The 22,908-nt window shown below is 46.2% G+C and carries 12 protein-coding genes; 1 reads left to right on the top strand and 11 read right to left on the bottom strand.

Going from position 1 to position 22,908, the window contains the following annotated elements; translation table 11 throughout:
• Positions 1 to 70: 70 nt before the first annotated feature.
• From V6W81_RS26190 to V6W81_RS26235, 10 genes are all read right to left on the bottom strand, one after another.
• Positions 71 to 5,545, bottom strand: coding sequence for a fibronectin type III domain-containing protein (locus V6W81_RS26190; RefSeq protein ID WP_338540820.1), 5,475 nt, complete (start codon positions 5,543 to 5,545; stop codon positions 71 to 73).
• A gap of 359 nt (positions 5,546 to 5,904) precedes the next feature.
• Complete coding sequence (locus V6W81_RS26195) at positions 5,905 to 7,017, bottom strand: ComF family protein (RefSeq protein WP_338540821.1); 1,113 nt, start codon at positions 7,015 to 7,017, stop codon at positions 5,905 to 5,907.
• Positions 7,018 to 7,194: 177 nt separating this feature from the next.
• Positions 7,195 to 9,102 carry a helicase-related protein gene (locus tag V6W81_RS26200; protein ID WP_430700927.1) on the bottom strand — a complete coding sequence of 636 codons (1,908 nt, stop codon included), beginning with the start codon at positions 9,100 to 9,102 and terminating at the stop codon, positions 7,195 to 7,197.
• A gap of 143 nt (positions 9,103 to 9,245) precedes the next feature.
• Positions 9,246 to 9,572, bottom strand: a complete 327-nt coding sequence (locus V6W81_RS26205) for a hypothetical protein (RefSeq protein ID WP_338540823.1) — start codon at positions 9,570 to 9,572, stop codon at positions 9,246 to 9,248.
• Positions 9,573 to 10,149: 577 nt separating this feature from the next.
• Positions 10,150 to 10,530, bottom strand: coding sequence for a hypothetical protein (locus V6W81_RS26210; protein WP_338540824.1), 381 nt, complete (start codon positions 10,528 to 10,530; stop codon positions 10,150 to 10,152).
• Between the two features lie 375 nt (positions 10,531 to 10,905).
• Entirely contained in the window at positions 10,906 to 11,628 is a 723-nt protein-coding gene (locus tag V6W81_RS26215; RefSeq protein WP_056693769.1) for a response regulator transcription factor, read from the bottom strand.
• Between the two features lie 4 nt (positions 11,629 to 11,632).
• Entirely contained in the window at positions 11,633 to 12,793 is a 1,161-nt protein-coding gene (locus tag V6W81_RS26220) for a sensor histidine kinase (protein WP_128103763.1), read from the bottom strand.
• Between the two features lie 47 nt (positions 12,794 to 12,840).
• Entirely contained in the window at positions 12,841 to 15,564 is a 2,724-nt protein-coding gene (locus V6W81_RS26225; protein WP_338540825.1) for a stalk domain-containing protein, read from the bottom strand.
• Between the two features lie 426 nt (positions 15,565 to 15,990).
• Positions 15,991 to 16,452, bottom strand: coding sequence for a hypothetical protein (locus V6W81_RS26230; protein WP_338540826.1), 462 nt, complete (start codon positions 16,450 to 16,452; stop codon positions 15,991 to 15,993).
• Between the two features lie 142 nt (positions 16,453 to 16,594).
• Entirely contained in the window at positions 16,595 to 20,416 is a 3,822-nt protein-coding gene (locus V6W81_RS26235) for an S-layer homology domain-containing protein (protein ID WP_338540827.1), read from the bottom strand.
• A gap of 192 nt (positions 20,417 to 20,608) precedes the next feature.
• Between V6W81_RS26235 and V6W81_RS26240 the strand changes: the two genes are divergently transcribed.
• A complete protein-coding gene (locus V6W81_RS26240) occupies positions 20,609 to 21,460 on the top strand; it encodes an Rpn family recombination-promoting nuclease/putative transposase (protein WP_338540828.1) in 852 nt (283 codons plus the stop codon).
• 107 nt (positions 21,461 to 21,567) lie between these two features.
• Here the strand turns inward: V6W81_RS26240 and metK are convergent, their stop codons facing one another.
• The gene (gene metK / locus V6W81_RS26245) at positions 21,568 to 22,770 is read right to left on the bottom strand and encodes a methionine adenosyltransferase (RefSeq protein ID WP_128103769.1); all 1,203 of its coding nucleotides are present in this window, start codon (positions 22,768 to 22,770) and stop codon (positions 21,568 to 21,570) included.
• Between the last annotated feature and the right edge of the window lie 138 nt (positions 22,771 to 22,908).

Here is a 22,908-nt window from a genome sequence, read left to right on the forward strand (position 1 = left end):
CTTCTATAAAAAGAAGTACCACTCCGCTTCTAAATTAAAGGATAACTTAACATCCAAGACAGTATAGACTTTAGTTCAACGTCGTTCTCACACTAAGGATCGACGACCAGATACTTGTATTTTGCTCATTGAATGCCCGAATACGGTATCTATGAAGACTTGAAGGCAACAACTCCACATGTACCCATGATGGATCTGTTGTAACTGCGACAACCTGTCCATCTGCTTCGATCTCATACGAAGACGCGCCCGCAATGGAATCCCATGTCAATGAAACACTTGTTTTGTCCGCGGTACCTTTAAGAACAGGGGTTGCAAGTTGTGTAGTCTGTATCAGAGCTTCACTCCAAGCACCTGTACCGACCGCATTTTTAGCACGAATACGGAAGGTGTGTTCCGTGTTCGGTGTAAAGTTGTTGCGGGAATACGTTGTTCCTGATACAGCTACAACAACACCATCAACTTCAAGGTCATAACCACTCGCCCCTGTAGCCGCATTCCATCGTATGGCAATGGCGTTAGCCGTCGATGTATTTACACTCAAACCGGCTACCACTGCTGGCAATGTACTTGTAGAGTAGATCGCTGTCCATGCACTACTATTATTTTCTGTTAATGCACGTACACGATATTTATGAACTGTCCCACCAAGTAAATCACGATGCGTGTATGTCGGTTCACTTACACGATCTACAACGATTCCATCGGCCTCAATCTCATATGTTGTTGCATCTGCAATCGGAGCCCAGTTTAAAGTAATTGCTGTTTCTTCTGATGTCGTTTTGACAACAGGCACACTAAGCTGAGTATAGGCTGTTACAATTTCGCTCCAAGCACCCGTTCCAGCAGCATTTTTGCCGCGGATCCGGAAGGTATGCTCTGTGTTAGGGAGTAGACCACTCTTCGTGTAGGCTGTACCAGAAACAGAAATGACTTGACCATCAATCTCCAGGTCATAGCCTGTTGCACCCGTCACTGCATTCCACTTCATCGCGATTGCAATAGTCGTTGCATTGTTCAGACTTAATGCCGATACCATACCCGGCAGACTGGACTGCGTTAATTTAGCCGTCCATGCACTGGAATTGTCATCTGTTAATACTCGAATCCGATATGTGTGTACTGTGCCAGGAAGCAAGTTAGAATGCACGTATGAAGGTTCGGTTACTGTAGCGACTACAACTCCGTCGGCTTCAATCTCATAACTCGTTGCATCTTTGATTTCTGCCCAAGTGAGAGTAATAGCCGTTTCTGCTGATGTAGCTTTCAATACTGGTGTATTAAACTGTGTTTTCGCTTGAATGACATCGCTCCACGCTCCCACACCAGCGGCATTTTTGGATCTGATTCGGAAGGTATGATCTGTGTTCGTGATCAAGCCCGTTTTGGTATATGCTACGCCTGATACAGGTACCACTACACCATCGATCTCTAGATCATATGCAGTTGCTCCAGTGACAGCATTCCATTTTAATGCAATGGCTGTATTGGTCACCGAAGTGGTACTGAGTCCTGATACCGAACCTGGTATTGTATTTTGTGTAAGGACAGCCGTCCAAGCACTTGTATTGGTGTCCGTTAAAGCTCTCACACGATATTTATGAACCGTTCCTGCAAGCAACTTATTATGCACATAGGTTGGCTCATCCACAGTACCTACGATGGTACCATCTGCTTCAACTTCATATGCGGTTGCATCTTTAACCTCTGCCCATGTCAAGGTAACCGCGGTCTCTTCAGACGTCGCTTTCAGAACTGGTGTAGTAAGCAATGTCGTACCTGCTAACAGATCACTCCATGCACCAACACCTGCTGCATTTTTGGAACGAATCCGGAAGGTATGATCTGTATTCGCACCTAAACCACTCTTCGTATACACTATTCCGCTAATTGGAACAACTGTACCGTCAATCTCTAGATCATATCCGGTAGCGCCAGTCACCGCATTCCATTTCAGTGCAATGGCTGCACTTGTTGCAGAAGTAACATTCAGACCCGTTACTGATCCCGGTAATGTGCTTTGTGTCAAAATAGCTGTCCAGATACTGCTATTGGTATCGGTCAAAGCGCGTACTCGATACTTGTGGGCAGTACCCGGGATAAGATCCTCATGGGTGTATTTAGGATTAGTGACAGTTCCAACGACAACCCCATCGGCTTCCACTTCATACTTGGTGGCATCCGTAACTTCTGGCCATGTAATCGTGATTGCCGTCTCCACAGATGCTGCCTTCAGGACTGGCACACTCAACTGTGTTACACCTGTCACCAGATCACTCCATGCACCAACACCAGCGGCGTTTTTAGAACGAATTCGGAAGGTATGATTCGTATTCGCACCGAGACCACTTTTCGTATACACTAATCCGCTAACTGAAACAATAGTACCGTCAATCTCCAGATCATATCCGGTAGCGCCAGTCACCGCATTCCATTTCAGTGCAATGGCTGCGCTTGTTGTAGAAGTAACTGTGAGACCCGTAACAGAGCCTGGTAGTGTATTTCGAGATAAGACAGCAGTCCATGCACCTGTATTATCTTCTGTTAACGCACGCACACGGTATTTATGTGCTGTTCCAGGCAACAAGTTGCCATGTTGATATGTCGGTTCACTTACCGTTCCCACAATGATTCCGTCTGCCTCAATCTCATATTTTGTAGCATCAGTAACATCAGGCCAGGTTAACGTAATTGAGGTCTCTTCTGATGTACCTGTCAAAACAGGCGTATTGAGCATCGTTGTGCTAAGGATTGCTTCACTCCACACACCCACTCCGGCTGCATTTTTGGAACGCACGCGGAAGGTATGCTCCGTATTCGCCCCCAGGCCACTCTTCGTGTAAACCAATCCACTGACCGGCACAACCGTACCGTCAATTTCTAGATCATATCCGGTTGCACCTGTAACTGCGTTCCATTTCAACGCAATGGCTACATTGGTTACCGAAGTTACATTTAACCCCGTCACAGATCCCGGTAATGTATTTTGGGACAGAACAGCAGTCCATGCACCCGTGTTCGTTTCTGTCATAGCACGTACGCGGTATTTATGTGCTGTTCCAGGCAACAAATTGATATGTTGATATGCCGGTTCACTAACCGTACCGACAATAATTCCGTCTGCCTCAATTTCATACTTTGTTGCATCAGCTACATCGGCCCAAGTCAATTGAATAGCTGTTTCTTCTGAAGCAGCTTTCAACACCGGTGTGTTAAGTAGTGTTGTTGCTGTAATCACTTCGCTCCATGCACCTACACCTGCCGTATTTTTGGAACGCACGCGGAAGGTGTGCTCTGTATTTGCTGCAAGTGCCGTTTTGTTATAAGTCAATGCACTGACTGGAACGACCGTCCCATCAATCTCTAGGTCATATCCAGTCGCTCCCGTAACCGCGTTCCATTTGACCGCAATAGTCGTATTAGTGGCCGTAGTCACAATCAGACCTACAACGGAATCCGGGAGCGTACTTTGTGTTAATACGGTTGTCCATGCGCTTGTATTGTTCGCCGTTGCTACACGTACACGATATTTATGAGATGTACCCGGCAAAATATTCAGATGTGTGAATGTAGGCTCTGTAACAATGGATACCACGCCATCCACTTCAACCTCATATTCGGTAGCATCCGTTATAGCTGGCCACGTTAATGTAATAGCCTCTTTCTCTGACGTAGCCTTTAATACAGGTGTATTAAACAGAGTTCGACTTGTTACAGGCTCATTCCATGCCCCAGCCCCTGCAGCATTCTTCGAGCGAATCCGGAAGGTATGCTCTGTATTAGCACCAAGTCCTGTTTTGGTATAAGTAGAACCTGTCACAGCAACAACTACCCCATCGATCTCCATGTCATATCCCGTAGCACCTGATACAACGTTCCATTTCAAAGTGATCGCTGCATTCGTTGCCGCACTAACCACTAGTCCATTAACAGAACCAGGTAGCGTATTTTGCGCTTTGATCGCTGACCATGCGCTTGTGTTGTTCTCACTGATTGCTCGTACACGATATTTATGCGCTGTTCCCGGTGTAAGTCCTGCATGGGTGTAGATTAAATCCTCTATCCCTTCAACAACAACTCCATCTGCCTCAACTTCGTATGAGGTAGCTCCGTCAACTGCTGCCCAAACAAGAACAACCTCTTCTTGAGAAGGACTAGTCTCAACTACAGGTGTGATCATCTGGGTAATGCCTGTGATTGGATCACTCCAGCTTCCTGCTCCACCCGCATTTTTAGGTCGAATTCTAACACTATACTCTGTATTTGCTGTCAGTCCTGTTTTGCTATACGTAGTGCCAGTAACAGCTGTAACTGCTCCATTGATCTCAAGGTCATATCCTGTAGCACCCTTAACTGCTGTCCAACCCAAAGTCAGCTTATTCAAGGTCGCATCGGTAACCTTCAATCCATCAGCACGATCTGGTACCGTTAGCTGACTTACAGATTTACTCCATGCACTCTCATTGTTAGCCGAGAAGGCTTTCAGAACGTAGGTGTGCGTTGAATTAGCTTCTAATCCTTCATGCACGTAAGAAGTTACATTTCCAAGTTCAATTGGTGCACCACCATCAATCTGTAACTGATAGCGATCTGCAAATTCTACTGCCTTCCACTCAATCGTATTTTTGCTTTCTTCTGCATTTACTTTCAGCACAGGCTTCTCTAGTAAAGTTGTTATTGCAAACGGCTCACTCCACTGCCCTGTCCCTATCGTGTTAACCCCACGCACTCTATAAGTGTATGTAGTATTCGATTTAAATGGTGCTGTTCGATATTGCACTCCATAAAACGGCTCTTTTACTACGCCATTCTCTTCAATCTCATACTGCACCGCTTGCTCAGCAGCATTCCAGTTCACATTAATTGCCGTGTCACTCGCAGTCGCTACTAGGTTAGCAGGCGTAGCTGGAACTGTAGTAATTGGTGTCTTTGTTCCGGTTTCCTTCACAATACTAAAGGATTCTGCTTTGCGAATGTAATATGGATTCAGGTTGGAAACAAAATCGACTACTTTACCTGTATCCGCATCGACTACTAAACTAAGTTGCGTTGCTTCATAACTTTGTACATATCTTGGTGTTTCCATTCCGAATTCATCCACTTTGGAGTTGTTCCAGTATCCGGGTTCCATTCCATACTGTCTAAATTCCATAACGCTGTAATACTCCCACACCTCATTAAAATCAATGAGAATTGCGTTATTCACTTTGCCAGCGTACGTGGACGTGTACGAACCAAAAGTTACATTGGTTATATCCTGCACTGTGCCTCGGATCGACTGGCTTCTTGAAAAGGAATAGCCTGTGGTGGAGAGACTGTACGATCTTGCCCAGCCCAGATCAATCGGCTCCTGATTTACGCTGAGTGTATCACCTTGCCTAGTTAGTACATAACGGTAATCCTTATTCGATGATACAATCGTACCGCTCGTTGCGGCCTCTGCACGGTTCCCCCCGTACACGCCAAACTGTCCGAATACCAGTACAAATACTAGTAAACGGACAGTCCATACATACAACCCATTTTTTCTTCGTCCTGCAACCACCGTTTTTCTCCCCTTCAATAGATATATTATGCCCCTCCCGAAGCTGTCACCTGTGGTAAATGGCAGAATTATCTATTCTACACTATTATAGCAATCCCTCTTTTTTGCATGGAATTTTTTTCTTGATGGTAGACTCTCAGATATATTTCGTTAAACAACTTATATTCAAAATGATTTAATGCACAAAAGAGATAATTATACGCGTGCTTTTCATTAATATAAGAACGTACATTAGTAAAAATAGTATATTCTCTTTAAAGTTTTCAAAAGGAATCACTCCGTTTTAGTTAATCACAACTATATAAACCGTTATTTTTCTAATTTACTTCAAAGATAGTGCTCCACACCATCCTGGCCATTCAGGATCTCGCCAAAGTTAAAGTATAGATATCGATAGGTATGCTGAGTGCATATCCCGTATTCAAAATAACCCGTCCACAAGCATCCAAGGTGCTTCCCGTTGTATATATGTCATCCACAAGTAGCAAGCGTAGCGGCTGCCTTAGATTAGTAGTGAGGGTGGTCATTGATGATGGATGCGTTGAATGCTGTACTTCTTCGTATAAAGAAGAAGTTGCGGGGAGCTGGAGTGGGTGGACTTGTGAATGGTAATGAGCCTCCCCTTGCAGCGATTGCAATAATTCGACACCATTCGGCTGGATGGCAAAAGCATCCTGCATCGTCTGAATCCGCTCGCCGCGTGTCTTGAAGCTCTGCTTCGTGGTGTTGATCTGGCGCTGCAACAGATCAACGAGGGGCAGGCGGGTCGCTGCAGCAAGTCCAGCAGCGAGTCGCTCTGCCTGGTTGAAGCCGCGCTCGGCTAGGCGCTCAGCGCTGACGGGAACGTAAGTTACCGCGTCAGGCCGCCATCGCGGCTTGGAGCTTTGGAGCAGCGACAGTGGATTGCGGGTCGCTGGGTTGGCTCGCACATCTGTTGATATGTGCGAGCGGTTTTGGTGAGCGTGCCCTTCATGGGGCAGGCGTGGTCGGGGTGGATGCTGACCTGCATCCACCTGGTTCTGGGCAAAGGTGGCGGCATGAGCCACAGGAGCAGGGGGTTCTTTTGCCAAAGCAGCAGTCAACTCTTCGCTCATCGCCTGAAACGCCTGTACAAGCAGTGACGTTAGGAGCGGGGCATAGCGCTGATGTCCACGGAATTTGTACATTCCAATCCATTCTTTCATTAATTCATTGTATTGAACGGCGCTGCGGTTGCAGGTGAAGGAGCGGTTTTGCATATGTGGGCGCACACAGTCAGGGCAACCCATTCCCCGACCACACCGCGGACAACGGATGGAACGAATCCACGGAATTCGCTCCACACACTTGAGGCATATTCCAGGATATGTCGAAGATAGGAGTGATCGTGTGTTACAGGTTAGGCAAGTCGCTCCTGGCGGGGCGAGCAGATCGTGCAGTCGTCGGGTCAGTGGCTGTAGATGTTCAGTAATTGCGTCAAACCAATAGGGCATGAGGGGTAGCCTCCAATCTGAGAATTGATTTGGGGTAATCATGTTCGCATTTCTATATAGGTTTCTGTCACTCCTGAGATTTAAAGTACTCCCTTTTCTATAAGGAAACTTTCAGAATAACTGCACTAGAATTACACTCACGAAGAGTATGTACAATGCCAGTACACGAACTGTGAACTAACGTTGTTGAATCGGTTGTTTAGTTGGTTGATGGAGGTAACCTTTACGGCGGGCAATGGTGTTCATTTTCTTGATCTGGCTCACAGCTTTCACCTGAGATCGCGTACGACGAGATGATGCAAAGACGACTCTCCCTGCTGGATCATCCATGGAGCGCCCTGCTCGGCCAGCCATCTGCACGAGGGAAGCCTCGTCGAAAAGTCCGTTATCAGCATCCAGAATAAACACATCACTTCGTGGAATGGTAACCCCCCGCTCCAGAATCGTGGTGGTTACGAGCAGGCGGATGGTACGTTCACGAAAAGCGATAACTTTACTGGCACGTTCAGCGTCTTGGGATGACGTGCCCTCGATATGGATATGCGGAAAAGTTCGGCGCATAAGGTTCACAAATGCCTCAATCTGTGCGATCCGGGTAACAAAAACAAAGATTTGCGCCTCTCTCTGTAGTGAAATCTGAATGCCTTTCATCAGAGTAGCCGGAATGCTGCCTTGCCGAATGCACTGAGCGACTGTGGACATCTTCAATAGCTGAGGGACAGGCAATGGATGACGATGAAAACGGACGGGTACTCTCGCATGAAGCAATCGTCCTTGCACAACTTCTCTCTGCAGCCTGGCTGGAGGAGTAGCAGACAAATACACAAAGTGGCCGTCAGGCTTGCACGAGTTCGTCGCTGCATGGGCGAGCATAGGATCATTGTGGTAAGGAAATGCATCTAATTCGTCGATAATTACCAGGTCAAACCCTCGGTAAAATCGCATGAGCTGATGCGTGGTCGCCAAGGTGAGCTGGGCGTCTTTCCAACGTTCGGTGCTGCCACCATAGAGAGTCGCGAGCGAAATGTCTGGAAATGCCTTCGCAAGCCGCGGCGCCAGCTCCAATACAACGTCCCTACGCGGTGTAGCGACGAGTGCTCGACCGCCACGCTCCAAAATGTAGTTCAACAGCGGGAATATCATCTCGGTCTTGCCTGCTCCCGTCACAGCCCACAGCAAAAACATCCCTGGCTCGCCCCCTGCGGGTGGCTGAGCCAAAAAAGCCAGCGCCGCGGTAGCCGCCTCGCTCTGCGCAGGGCTAAGCCCCCACCGGCTCAGATCATCGCCGGTGGAAAAACCAGCCGTGCCACGCGATGCTTCGCCGCGTACGGGCACGGCTCCAGGCGCTGCGCTTCGCAGCAGCAGCGCACAGGCACGGCTGCGCCCCAGCGCGAGGCAAGCCTCGCAGTAGGCGCACGCCGCTTGGCCGCACGCAGCGCAGGGCACGCGCTGCTCGGCTACGCTGCCACACCGGCGGCAGCGCGGCGCGCTCTGCGCGCTACCAAGCCACGCATGGCGACGCCGCGTGGCAGGCCACTCCAGGGCGGCAGCGATGCTCAGCCGCCCGTGTAGGTGCGCGAGCTGCGCAGCCGCGCGCCAGGCAGAGGCAAGCGGCGGGGCGTTGTCCGCCAGCAGCGCCTCTGCCTCGGCCGCCAGCAATTGGCGGCCGTGTAATTGCTCAGCCAGCAGGGCAGCGCCCTGTTCGAGCTGAGCCCATGCCCAGGCGGGATACGACTCTGGCATCCCGCCATCCCCACCCCGCAGTGCGGCAGCTTCATGCCTGCCGCCACCTGCGCTACGCCGGGCTTCGAGTTCCCCGGAAGCCCGCTCATACGCTTCTATTTTGCTTCGCACATAAGCCTGCCACTGCCCTTCCCGCCACCGATCCATATCTCGTTCCATGCGAAAGTGTTCTACGATCCACGATGCCTGACTTAAAGGCAACGCCTCATGCAGCAACAGCCAACGAGACACACGTCGACCGCTTGCTCCCTCCAGCCACCAACTCACATCCACACGAACGTCCAGTGACAACATCATGCTCCATCCGAGCTCTACCCTACATACATACAAAGCCACTCTCATCTAGTTCCCTCCCTTTTCCCCATCAAGATGCACAAATCAATCCACGCTCACAACCCAAATAAAACGAAAAAAGCACATGCTCTCCCGACGATTTGTCGGCGCATGTGCTTCATGTCCATTCTTTCAAACACTCATTATTCTACTTATTGTTCTTCATCCGTATCATGACATGGCTGCCCTGGTGCGGCAGTACATACAAGAATAGATTCTCCAAGATCAAGTACACGTCCATTAAACATGAATCTAAATGTCGTTTCAGGCGAGGTACCGTATATATCCGGAACATCTTGCCCATCCCAATCATCTACGGACAATTGCTCCTCTGTAGCAACTTCATCCATATGAACAACGTCGGCAATTGTTACGTTTGTATCAACACCTAAGCTACTGATGACCATGCCAAGCAACACTAAGAAACTGATCAAAAACTGCTTCAACCCTTTCGCCCCAGTAATTCGTCCACTCCGCATATGTACACATTCCAATCATTATCCATAATAAGTAATTATATGGACATCACTACCACCGGTCAACTCTCATATCCTTATACAATAAGACAACGATTAAGAAGCAAGCTACTAAGAGGTAGATCCTATTTGCATAACACATATTCGGCAAGAATGCCTCTATTACTTCCATTCAAGCCAAGGAATCAATTACCCAATACAATACTTCCTTGCATTCAGCTAATAACGAGAATCTTTCTGATAATTATGCGAAACTTTTTCCAGAAGAAATCGTCTATACTTTTAAGTTAAGATTTCCGAGTTCAAATGAGTCTTTAGCAATTGGATATCAACGATTCAAAAAGTACATGTCCTTAGAGTGTCCATTGCACAACCGATATAGCTCGAATTAATACGATGTAGTTTTGCTCTTGAACATCCAATTCTTTAGCGCAATATCCATAGATTGCATAAAAACCCATTTACAATTTAATAGCAACCTTGACTACAATTACTACAATTACAAAAAAAGACTACAGCCTAGGCTGTAATCTTTTCTGCGGATCTATACACACCTAATTACTTCAGGTCACAACATTGTTCACTGCTTAGATTCACGTAGGTCAATTAAGCGAACCCCGTGCTTCTCCGTCTGTAGAGCACGTTCCATATCAGAGGGGACAGCAGACAGGTAAGATAGCTCCATACCTTGCCTGAGCATTAACTTCTCAATAATACGAACCGTCTCCGATTCCTTACGTTCAGCGACAACCGTCATCGTGAAGCTTTTTCCACGGTAGACCAATTCCCGGCAAAGTGCCCTTACAATACCTTCAATCCGATGTTCCTGATTAGAAGGAATGAGCAGAATCTGCTCGAAGCCTTCGGATTCCGGACGGGATAGATGGCGCTGGTGTATCGCATGAACGGCCACTGCCGCCAGGAAGTATATGAGCAGAATCATAGTCAAATGAGCAACCATGGCAACTGCACCTCCTCGGAAGGTTATGCTCACCCATGGCGAACATCCCTGTATACAGCAGTATATGCCGCATACTACGAAGGGTTACAATTGCATATATGAAGACTCACATCGCTCATCTCGCATATTCCAAGAAATTTTCTTGAACAACCTCTTATCCCCGATCGACGCTGGAGACAAAAGACTGGTCAGATCATTACTCATCCATGCTCAACGTTGAACAGATGTTCCGTGCACCTTTACTCTTTGCTCATTTGCAGCAATAAAGTCTATTAACCCGCGAACTAATCCATTATTCGGAAGAGGCGCGAGTGAACAGTAATCTATATTCAACATTTATTTCATCATACATAGGTACTTTTCATTTAATAATGATTAGAGCGTAACCCAACCATATTTGATCGAGTTGATAACAGCCTGTGTGCGGTCATCCACTTCCATCTTCTGCAGAATGCTGCTGACATGGTTTTTAACGGTTTTTTCACTGATGAACAAGAATTCACCGATCATTTTATTGCTCTTACCTTCGGCCATCAGACGCAATACTTCAGCCTCACGACGAGTCAATGGGTTATTATCGCCAGCGACAAATTTCACGCCTGCCTCTTTGGATGTTCCCTCACTCATCGCACCGGTTTCATTCAGATACGTCATACGACGCAATTGCATAATCAATTTCCCTGTTACTTTAGGGTGGATAAATGCATGTCCCTCATGAACAGAACGAATCGCATTAATTAGAGACTCTGCCTCCATATCCTTCAGCAAGTATCCGTTAGCTCCCTTACGAAGCGTTTCAAATACATAGCTCTCATCATCATGGATCGACAAAATAATAACTTTGACATCCGGGAACAGCTCACGCAATTTCTCTGTTGCCTCAACCCCGTTCTCGATTGGCATGTTAATATCCATCAAAACGATGTCTGGTTTCTCCTGATTGCAGAATTCGAGCACTTGAATCCCATCGCCACATTCCCCGATGACCTCAATGTCGTCCTCCATATTCAAAATGCGTTTAAGCCCTTCACGGAACAGCTGATGATCATCAGCCAAAAGAACTTTAATTGATGTTTTACCAGTATCACGGTTTTCCATCCTGCTACTCCTTTCCCTTATCCACGTTTGTCGGGATATGAATCACGATTTTGGTTCCTTGATTTTCGCCCGATTCGATCTCTATTCTTCCTTCTAACAGTTCAACCCGCTCTCTCATCCCAATCAGACCGAAGTGGGTATGATCCTTGCTTTTCTGTGCAAGAAGCTCCGGTTTGAACCCAAGCCCATTGTCTTGAACGACAATTTTGACGAGCTGAGCCTGGTATGTAATTTCCACTACAACATAAGTGGGATAAGCATGCTTGGCCGCATTGGACAGCCCCTCCTGCACGAGACGATAGATCGCAGCCTCCATAGCAGAAGATAAACGGTGTTCCTTGCCTCTGGTTTCAAAAAGCGCGCGGATTTTTGTTTTTACTTCAAAATCCTGCACGTACTTGCGAAGCGTTGGAATTAATCCCAGGTCATCCAGTGCCATTGGACGCAGATTGAAGATTACTTTTCTCATTTCTTCAAGACTGGAACGAACCTGACCCTTCAAATCTACTATTTCGGCCTGAACCATCTTAAAATCCTGCTTAATGAGCATTCTTTCTACAATTTCCGTCCTAAGCACTAGATTAGCAAGCATCTGCGCAGGCCCGTCATGAATCTCACGTGCAATACGTTTCCGCTCTTCTTCCTGGGCCAAAATTATTTTCAAACCAATCATTTGTCGATTCTTGGCAGATTCGATAATCCGGGTCACTTGACCTAGTTCACCTGACAGATACTCCAAGACAACACCCATTTGGGAACCGATGGTCTCGGCTCGCTCTACGGAAGCCTCAACATTTTTGGCACGCTTCTGCAGATCATCCCGGCGGGCTTTGAGATACATTTCCTTCTCACGATAAATCATCAGATCCAGCTGCAACTGTGTCGCTTTCTCATACGCCTGCTTGATATCATGCTCGGAATAACGCACGAAGTCACGACTCACCTCGGTAAGCCGAATCCGGGAGCGGCGGTAATTCAGCTCCAATTGATCTACTTTCTCGATCGTTTCCGCCGCTTCCTTCAGAACAGACTTCAGCTCTTCATTGAGGGTCTTGAGCTCCTCACGCGTCGAGTCCATGATTTCGAACATTTGATATTTGCTGTTTTCCATGACTTGTATGGCGTTTTTTATGACGCGGTCTATGGCATCGGCTTGTAAATCCACGTTTGTTCGACTCCATTTCTATCGTTTCCGGTATATATCATACCATATCACGATGAGATGGTAACGGTCTTCGTTTTCTGTTCCCATTTTACAGTCAATCCAAGTTGCTCGGAAACGAGACGAAGAGGGACCAAAGTCCTACCCCCTGATACATACGGAGCTACAGTTGCACTCTGTCTTTTACCATTAATAATGAATTCTTTCTGACCAACCACCAGATCAATCAACTTTCCACCACGCAAAACGGTAATGCGTTGATTTTTGCTATCCCAGCTCGCCTGTCCGCCAAATGCATCCAGTACATGCTTAATTGGCACATACGTTGTTCCATTTTTCAATACAGGTGCCGCATCGATCGCTTTCTTCGTTCCGTTAACGGTCATCGACTTCTGTCCAAGCACTAAGGAAGCTGTGCCAGTCGGCAGTCCAACCTCGCTTGATTTAGATGGCATCGTGAAGGCAATATTGTCAAAAGCAACCTTACCTGTCATCGCACGCTCGTCCTGACCTTCTTCCACATTAACCACGTACACTCGCTTCAGCTTCGCTGGGTAAGCAATATTCAGACCGTTCAGATCGACATTCACTTTCTTCCAACCTGTCCAATCAATTGCCTTCGCAAGATCAGCGTAGACGGTTTTGCCATTCGCATCAGTGAACTCTGCACGGAGCCAGTTCAAGCTCTTATCGCCCATTACATCTAGGGACATGGAGGTTGCCGCCGCAGATACTTCTCTACCGACTGTACCGTTGAGTTGTGCATAAGCATACATTTTACCTGTTCCTGCGGTCATATCATAGCCCAGTTCAAGCACCTTGGAACCTGACTTCTCGCCTGTTCCATTCACAACGATCGCTAAACCAGTCACACCTGCTGCATTCGTAGTGAAGTTAATAGGATAATTCACGTTTTCAAAATTCTCCCACATCGTCTCACTCGCAGCCGCAGAGAGAACGACAACTGTGCTATAGCCATCATAACGACCGATCGCATAACCCACCTGTGCTCCCGAATTGACCGAAGATACCGTCAACTGATCTCCTGCTACCTTACCTTTGAATCCGATAAATTCCCAAGTCAGTGAATCTGCCGGAACCGTTACGCTCTGTCCGTCTTTCGTCTGTGCGGTAACCGGGATAGATATCGTTGATCCTGCTTTCAGTGAACCAAGCCCTGATCCAGCCTTCAAGGAAGCAAGTTCGTTTCCACCGAGCACTGTGACCTTAATAGAAGAGGAAGCACCATTGCTTGATGCGGTCAAGGTGGCTGTTCCCGGCTTCACGCCTTTGATCACACCATTACTCACACTAACAATGCCGTTATTGCTCGACTTCCATGAGAAGTTAAGATCGCCTGTTGCGATTGGATTGTAGTACGTGTCATAACCTTTGGACGTATACGTTCCTTGCTGACCCACTAACAATGTTTTGCTACCGCTAATCGCGAAGCCTTTCAGTTTACCTTCTGGAGCTGTGGAGAATACCCCCAGTGTATTAACGACCTGGCGTTGCTCCGTACCATACTCTGTGTTGAAGGTAAGACCTGCAGACTGCTCTCCTAATGGACGGGTTACCATTGTGGTTGATCCACCGCCGTCCAGATTCATGCCTTTCCATACTCCCACACTGGTCATGAAGGATTGTAGTTCGTTTAGCGACATACCGCTACTGTTACTGTTTTTCTCTGCAGCAATAATGTACACGTAACGACCATCCTGCGAGTATCCCACTGCTGTTCTTGCGCGAATACCACCGATACCGGATGAGGCAATATTACGTGAAAACGCTGCCGCTTTGCCCCCATTCACCAGAATGGTGTGTCCGCCAATCATCATATCCAGATTACTCGGATCAACCGTCTGGCCTGTCGTTTTGGCTTTTAACTTGTAATCCGCCGTGAGTGGCTGTCCAACAGACAGATGACTCATGATCCACGTTGCCGCCGTTCCATGAGCACGCAAAATGTACCCATCTGCTGGCACCTTCATGTTCAGTGCTTTTTTATCCGATATTTGGGTGATTACGCCGTTCTGTACGAGCACCTCAGTTGGTGTGGTGGAAGGGTCGTTTGGACGTTTATCCGAAATCCAGGCTGGTGTATAAATATACATGGAGTTCGCATGACTGTATTTCACCGCGCCGGATTCAACTGTATAATCCTCTTTATTTATCCCACGCAGAGCGAAGGTTGAACCATCACTTGCTTTTACCGAGCCATCAAAAGAATATTCATCAATCATCGGCTTGCCATCTTTGGTTACCGTGAGAGCATACATGCCTGACAGTTCAGAAGGAGTAGAGATCAGAACGCCATCCGATACTTGTCCACCAATGGGTGCCAGCTCTCCTGATACGTTGAAATAATCGCCATTTACCGCGGCAACTGCTTCATTTTCCTTCGCCATGCCACCTGTGCTCTGTTTCGTGTTCAGCGTACCGCCTTTACCTGTCATCACATCTAGCTTCACATACGGATTCTGTAGATCCACTTGGATAACGTCGGCCAGGACATTCACCTTAGAGCCCGAGCGTGTCGTTGTATATCTGTATTTCATTAGCTTCGCACCGGAAGTGAGAATCTCTTCTCCCAGCTTCGTTGTATTTGTAGATGCCGCTGCAGCCACGGATTGCCATGAGGTTCCAGACAAGACCTGTTGTCCTACATCCATAACCGGTGCAATCCAGATTACGCCTGCCAGCGTCACGATCATCCATTTTTTCGCCTTACTACCCTTAACGTCTACCAGCTGTTTCTCGTGTTTCCCCAGCATGTTCGAAACGTCTCTCCCATCTTGTATATCAATCTTAGAGATTGCACCTCTCTACCACTATGCAGAAAAAGGCTAGATCTCTAGCATACTCTTCTATTAATAGACTTCTATTTCAGGAAAAAGTTACGCCCATCATCAAGATTGAGGGTTATATTGGAATTCAAAAAAGCTGCCGCCTGTGAATTACAGACAGCAGCTTCAACGAATTGCTTAGATTTCTTTTAGAATGTACTTTATAATGGCACACATAAAGATACCTTAAGGCTTGTTTTGTTCTATTTAGATATCCTTACATAGTCATCTAAATCCTCTTTACATTCCATTTTTTCAATTCAAGAGTATCCACCTAATCCCGCCTTTAATTAATTGTAAAGGAATTTGTTTAGATACATTCTGTGTGCTCAATTCGTCCAACAATTCAACATGCTATGTTTTTATATTTGATTCCTTGAAATAGCACTTTATCTTAGGTAATACGCTATCTCTAAAGTCTGTTTTCTGATCATAGACACATAGAACTGGTGAATCGTCATCTTCGATCATAAACATTAAATAATCAAACTGAGCCAAAGCTGCATCTTTAGGTAATATGATACATCTAAAGAAATTGTCAATCTGCATAGCACGCTTAATTTCAACTTCAGTTTTAGTTCTATACCAAACGATATTGTTAACATAGCCCAGATTTTCTCCAGGAAAAATCCATTCATCGCTCACAATCATTTGATTCGTATTGATGAAATGCTTGTTTCCTTCTGATTCTTCTTCTAAATTGCTTTCAATATACGCGAATAAAACTTCATTATTTTCTGTGCAACAATTAAAAATCATGGATGAAGCGTCGTCATAATCAACTTTATGAAAGTTTTTGAAATAAATATAGCTCAATATGCCCCTCCTAAGTATCCTATTTTCAAGTAAAAAGAACACCTCAAGAAATGTGTTTTCTTGAAGTGTTCCTATTAATTACTCACCTTTAACCCCAACTCTGGATGAGTAACATTGTTGTTAATACGTTAATCTATACCTTTTATAAATACCCTAACTTATCCAATACACGCTTCAACATTACTGCTGCTTGTGCACGCGTCGCATTGCCTTGGGGCTCGAATGTTCTCGAAGTCATCCCTTGAATGATTCCCTCCTGCACCGCTTTGGCAACAGAATCCTTGGATTGGATTTTCTTGTTGTCATTGAACTTCGATAAAATAGACGTCGATGAAGAGTTCAGCACCGTCTGCTGGCCTCCGTAATTCAAGGCACGAACCATCATGATGGCCATCTGTTCACGAGTAATTGGACGATCTGGCTTGAACGTACCATCGGTATTACCTGTAATAATTCCTGCTTCAGCAGCAGCACCGATATAGGCACTTGTGATACTTCCACTACGAACGTCAGGAAAACGACTTGCAGCGTTTGGTTCTCCGCTTAATCCTAGTCCTCTAGCAACTAATTCAGCGAACTCTGCACGTGAAATGTTCTCATTTGGACGGTAGTAGGAACCATTGGGTGCACTAATAATCCATTTAGCTGAAAGTTCCTTAATGACCTCACTTGCCCAGTGTGAAGCTGTATCCGGATAACTCACAACGTTATTAATTGGAACGATCTCCTGGTTGCCGCTTAGTTGTCCTTGAATCACTACTCCACTAGCAATATTTTTGAAGGAGCTAGGCACATTTGAAAGTTTAAACGTCACTGGATCAACAAAGGCAAATCCAGACGTTAAGCTAGGCGTGTTAGCAGCCAGCTGCATCGCCAATTGGCTTTTAACTTTTTGCTCTACACGCTGATTATTCGTTCCACTACTAGCAAATGCATAGACATCTGTAGAGTTAGCTAGCTTCTGCGCTCTTGCGCTTGCAATCAAACCTTCCATTGTTCCCGATGAAGTAACAGGAACCGTTTCTAATTGAATATAGAAGGATGGAGCCGCTGCGCCTGTGGCTGCGCTTGTGTTAATCGGTGTAATTACTGTAGAAGCCCCAATCGTCCCCAGGCTCCGGCTCATTGCTGCCAGATCCAGATTAGCTAGTGGCACCGTCCAGAGACGATCACCATATTTTACACCAATCGTACCTGTACGATAGCTTGTAGCCACCTGTGTCAGTGCATTCAATGGGAATCCAACGAACGCAGAGGACTCACTATCTGGAATCTCAAACACAATCGGTTGATTCAATTTCCCTGAAGCAGAAGCATATTCAAAGGACTGAATCAATTTCGTTCCATCCACATTGAACTGTCGCGTAGAGCGGTTAAAATGAGACATCGCAGGTACAGCAGAGGCTGTATTGTTATTCATTACAAGTAACGGCTGACCATAGTTTGATGTATCCATTTCCGTCACCCAAACCGGACGGCTTCCCGTCTGATTGTTATTGACGTTAGTATTGGTCGTCTGTTGCAATGTAAGCGGCCCAAACGCCGGTACAGTTACACTAGATGCATCCCGGATTGGGACAGCTCCAGGTACATAACTTACCGTTCCCGTCTGTGTAGTTGTGGTTGATCCTGTCCCAATAGTTGACGTATCTAATTTCAATGTCACCACCGAGCCAGTAGCTGTAGCTGATAATATCGTTGCAGTTGAACTATTCACTACTACACTGAACTGAGGCAATGTTAATGCCGCCTCTGCTTGGATTGCATCACGGAAGTTAATCTGAACCGTGTCTCCCTGAATCGTAGCTGACAGGATTTTGCCGTTACCGTACGTATATGTGACTGGCGTGAGATTCAGATATCCTGCAGGGTTATTATTCAAATCCGTTAAGCGTAATGAACCAGGTACATAAGATAATGAAATATTTTGAGTTTCCTTCACAGCCGAAGCCAGTGTCAACGTAACCAGATCATCCTCGATCACCGAATCATTAACGTAGACCGGCTTGCCATCGACTAGAACAGAATACTGGCTATTCGCTGGTTTGTTCGTTGTACTCAATGGTTCATTGTAACGAATCCATAATTTGTTACCACTGACCTCTGCACTCTTGAACTCAGGTGGTTTGGTATCAATCGAGTTACGGACATAGAAACCGCTGAAGCCAGCAAGAGCTTGTCCACGTGTATCTTTTACAGGCCATGCGCCTGGTGTGTATGCCACACGAACCACTTCACCATCCGTAATAGAACGACTGAGATTCAAGGTTACAACTGAACTTCCGTTAATAGAGATGCTATTGATGCCTACATTAGACTGATCTGCTGTTACACTGAATTGTCTCGCTGCATCACTTGAAGTAATATACACCGTCTCAGGGTAATACAACGTAATGGTACTATAGTATGCATTTCCTTCACGCGGCTTAGACATAACGGAGTCTAACCCGTTCTCTACATCTCGAGCGCCAAATGCAGGGGCAGCATTAGAAGACTGGTCGGTCACGCGATTGCCAGTTGTGCCAGGGGCATAAGCAATCCGTACAACCTGTCCTACTGCTACTCCCGTGCCCAGTACAACATACACACTGTCACCTGAGATGTACGTGGTGCTGACACTCCGATTTTCTCCGTTCACCGTAACCGTATAGCTACTGCTTAATGGGCTGGTGCTGCTAAGCCACTTGTCATACGTAAGACGAATCGTTGAATTGTCGTGCATCTTAGACGTTTTCAGCACAGGTGCTGTTGTATCTCTGCTTATTGTTTTGAATGCCCATGAGGTTGATCCATTCAGGCCGGCAAACGTATTGCCTGCTTGATCACGGAACGTATTGGCAGGAATATCAACAACATAATTCGTATTATTCTCCAACGTGCTGGTTGGGGTAACAATCAGTTGTCTGTTGTTCGAACTAAAGGTCGTTGTTGATGCAACCGTTGTTCCATTTGCCTTTTTAAGCGTGATCTGTCCTCGATACGTAGGATCAAGTTCCTTGCTAAACGTAGCCGTTAGTGTACTGTTTAGTGCCGCATTAGTTGTTCCATTCGTAGGAGACAAACTAGTCACCGTTAATGCAGTTGGATCAGATTGCACAGTGAATCCCCAATCCATACCACTGATCGCGCTGATGTCATTTCCCTGCTGATCTCGCAAAAACCCTTCAGGCATCACGATGTAATATGTATTGTTGCTGTTGAAATTTTTGACAGGATCAATCGTAATCGTCCGAGTTCCCAGACCTTTAATTAACGAAGATCCAATAGCAATTTCTTCAAATGGTGTGCCCGTAGCATTTCCTTGGAAAATCTGTAGCGTACCCGCACCAGCAACGACTGGTTTATCGAATGTCATCGACACATTGGAAGCAGGTGTCACCCCAAAAGCTGCATTCTGAGGGGTTTTGTTCGTAATGGAAGCTGTACCTACACCATCCGTATCAAACGTCCACTCTTTATTCAATCCCGCAAAAGCAGCAGGTTCAGCACTATCCGTGTAGACAAATGCCCCTGAATCGATCTGAACGTAATATTTCCCCCCTGGGATTGTAACTGAAGAACCCAGCGTAATGGTTACAAATTGTCCAGTAGCAGGTGTTGTAGTTGAGTCATCTTCAGTTGGTGGTACTGCTGGACTGGTGATTGGCCCTGTAGTTCCAATAATTACTTGATTACTGGATACCGGTATCGAAGCAACCTCCGTATCGTCATTAACACGTTTAATAGCTACCGTACCTGTGGCCTTCTGAACTGGTCTAGCAAATTCAATCACCAATGGCGTTGAGCCATCGACATTTTTTGCATTCACTCCTGGAACTGTATTTACAATTCCTCTGTTCGTCAATTCACCGGCAGCATATGTTGCCTGCTCTACTCCACTCCAACCCGTTAGCCAACCTTGTGCGGTCAGCATCACGATAAGAATTCCAAGTAAGCCTTTTCTCGCTATTCTATTCAAGTTCACTGATCTTCCCCCTTATCCTGTATTTCTTCTCTTGTCTGATGTACAGACCTCATTATGTATGTCGGCAAAACAAGCTATTTCGATTAGATAAAAGGGGGGATTTGGTATTAATTTTCTCATCTACTCAACTCCCTTCCTTGAAGTAGACTTCTGCTTCTATGGTATAATAAGAAGAAACGGAGTTGAATGAAAATGACAGAGTTGCTTGACCCTCGCAACGATTTTTTATTCAAACGCATCTTCGGCAGCGAAGAAAATCGTGACGTATTGCTCACTTTCCTGAACAGAACCTTTGCAGAAGCAAACCAGCCTCCACTTACAGAAATACAACTACTTAATCCCTACACAGATAAAGACGCACCAACGGACAAACAATCTATTCTTGATATTCGGGGTAAAACATCTGAAGGAGAATTTATTAATGTTGAAATGCAGTTATTCAACAAATATGATACGGAGAAAAGAACTCTCTTCTATTGGAGCAAGCTGTACAGCGCGCAACTTACGGAGGGGCAGCCATATAAAGCGCTCAAAAAATGTGTAACCATTAACATACTCAACTTTTCTTTTCTACCCAACGAACAGTACCATAACATCTTCCATTTGCGTGAAGATCGCAGTGGGATTACATTGTCCGATGATATCGAACTTCACTTTCTGGAATTACCCAAGCTTGATGCACGCGAACATTCCGTTCAGGAAGGTGGGTTAGTAAATTGGCTATTATTCTTGAATGGAACTGAACGAGATCAATGGGAGGTGCTAAGCATGAATGAGCCTGTACTCAAAAAAGCGATGAATACCCTTGAATTTCTTAGTCAGGATGCAGAGATCCGTCTGCAATACGAAGCACGGCAAAGATACCTCCATGATGAGGCTTCAATTCGAGAAGGTGCTTTTGCAGAAGGCGAACAAAAAAAGGCCATTGAGATAGCTTTAAAACTACTGAAAATGGGAGTTGAACTCTCCATTATTGTGGATGCCTCCGGCCTAACGAAGGACGAAATTCTCAAGTTGAATGAACGTCATGACAATGACAACTAAAGTCTTACCACACAGTCCAAAAAAAAGCCCTTGATTCCTTTTCTCGGAATCAGGGGCTTTTTGGGCATAACTTGTTTTATTCATTTGCAGAAATTACACAGTGAAACTTACAGACCTGCTTGAGATTTCAGAAGATCTGCTTTGTCCACTTGCTCCCAAGGTACATCCAAGTCTGTACGGCCAAAGTGACCATAAGCAGCAGTTTGTTTGTAGATTGGGCGACGCAGATCCAGCATACGGATGATGCCAGCCGGACGAAGATCGAAGTTGTTACGTACAAGCTCAACCAATTTCTCTTCGCTGACTTTGCCTGTTCCGTATGTATCTACGTTGATCGATACCGGATTGGCTACACCAATCGCGTAAGCGAGCTGGATTTCTACTTTGTCTGCAAGACCTGCTGCTACGAGGTTTTTCGCCACGTAACGAGCTGCATATGCAGCAGAACGGTCTACTTTTGTTGGATCTTTACCAGAGAACGCACCGCCGCCGTGACGTGCATAACCGCCGTAAGTATCTACGATGATTTTACGTCCAGTCAAGCCCGCATCTCCCTGAGGTCCGCCAATAACGAAACGTCCTGTTGGGTTGATGAAATATTTAGTCTGCTCATCCAGCAATTCAGCTGGTACAACAGGCAAGATAACGTGTTCTTTGATATCCTTTTGGATCTGCTCAAGCGTAGTTTCTTCCGCATGCTGCGTAGATACAACGATCGTGTCCACACGTACAGGCTTGTCACCGTCGTATTCGATCGTTACTTGAGTTTTACCATCTGGACGAAGGTATTCTAATGTACCGTCTTTACGCACTTCTGCCAGACGGCGTGCGATGCGGTGGGATAGTGCGATTGGCAAAGGCATGAGCTCAGGTGTTTCATTCGTAGCAAAACCGAACATCAGACCTTGGTCACCAGCACCAATATTTTCTGTTTCGCGCGCAACTTGCTCTGGATCACGGTGCTCAAGAGCTGCGTTTACGCCCTGTGCGATATCAGCAGACTGCTCGTTGAGAGAAGTCAGTACAGCACAAGTGTTATAATCAAAACCGAACTTCGCACGTGTGTATCCGATATCCTTAATCGTATTACGAACGATGGACGGAATGTCCACGTATTCAGACGCTGAACTGATCTCACCGATGACAAGCACAAGACCTGTAGCTACGGAAACTTCGCACGCCACACGAGCGTTAGGATCGTTCGCAAGGAACGCGTCCAACACGGCGTCCGAAATCTGATCGCAAATTTTATCCGGATGTCCTTCAGTTACAGACTCCGATGTGAATAGATGCCGGCCTTTAATAGACATTGAAGTTTCAACCTCCCATAACGAGTAGTATGGCGATTGCCCGAACAAAACATTTACGGTGGTTCGTTCACTGTACCCTCGAAGCTTTCCAGTCGGAATAAAGGACCCGGAGTCCTAAGTTACGAAGATAAGGATTTT

The sequence above is a fragment of the Paenibacillus tundrae genome (assembly GCF_036884255.1).
Taxonomy (GTDB): domain Bacteria; phylum Bacillota; class Bacilli; order Paenibacillales; family Paenibacillaceae; genus Paenibacillus.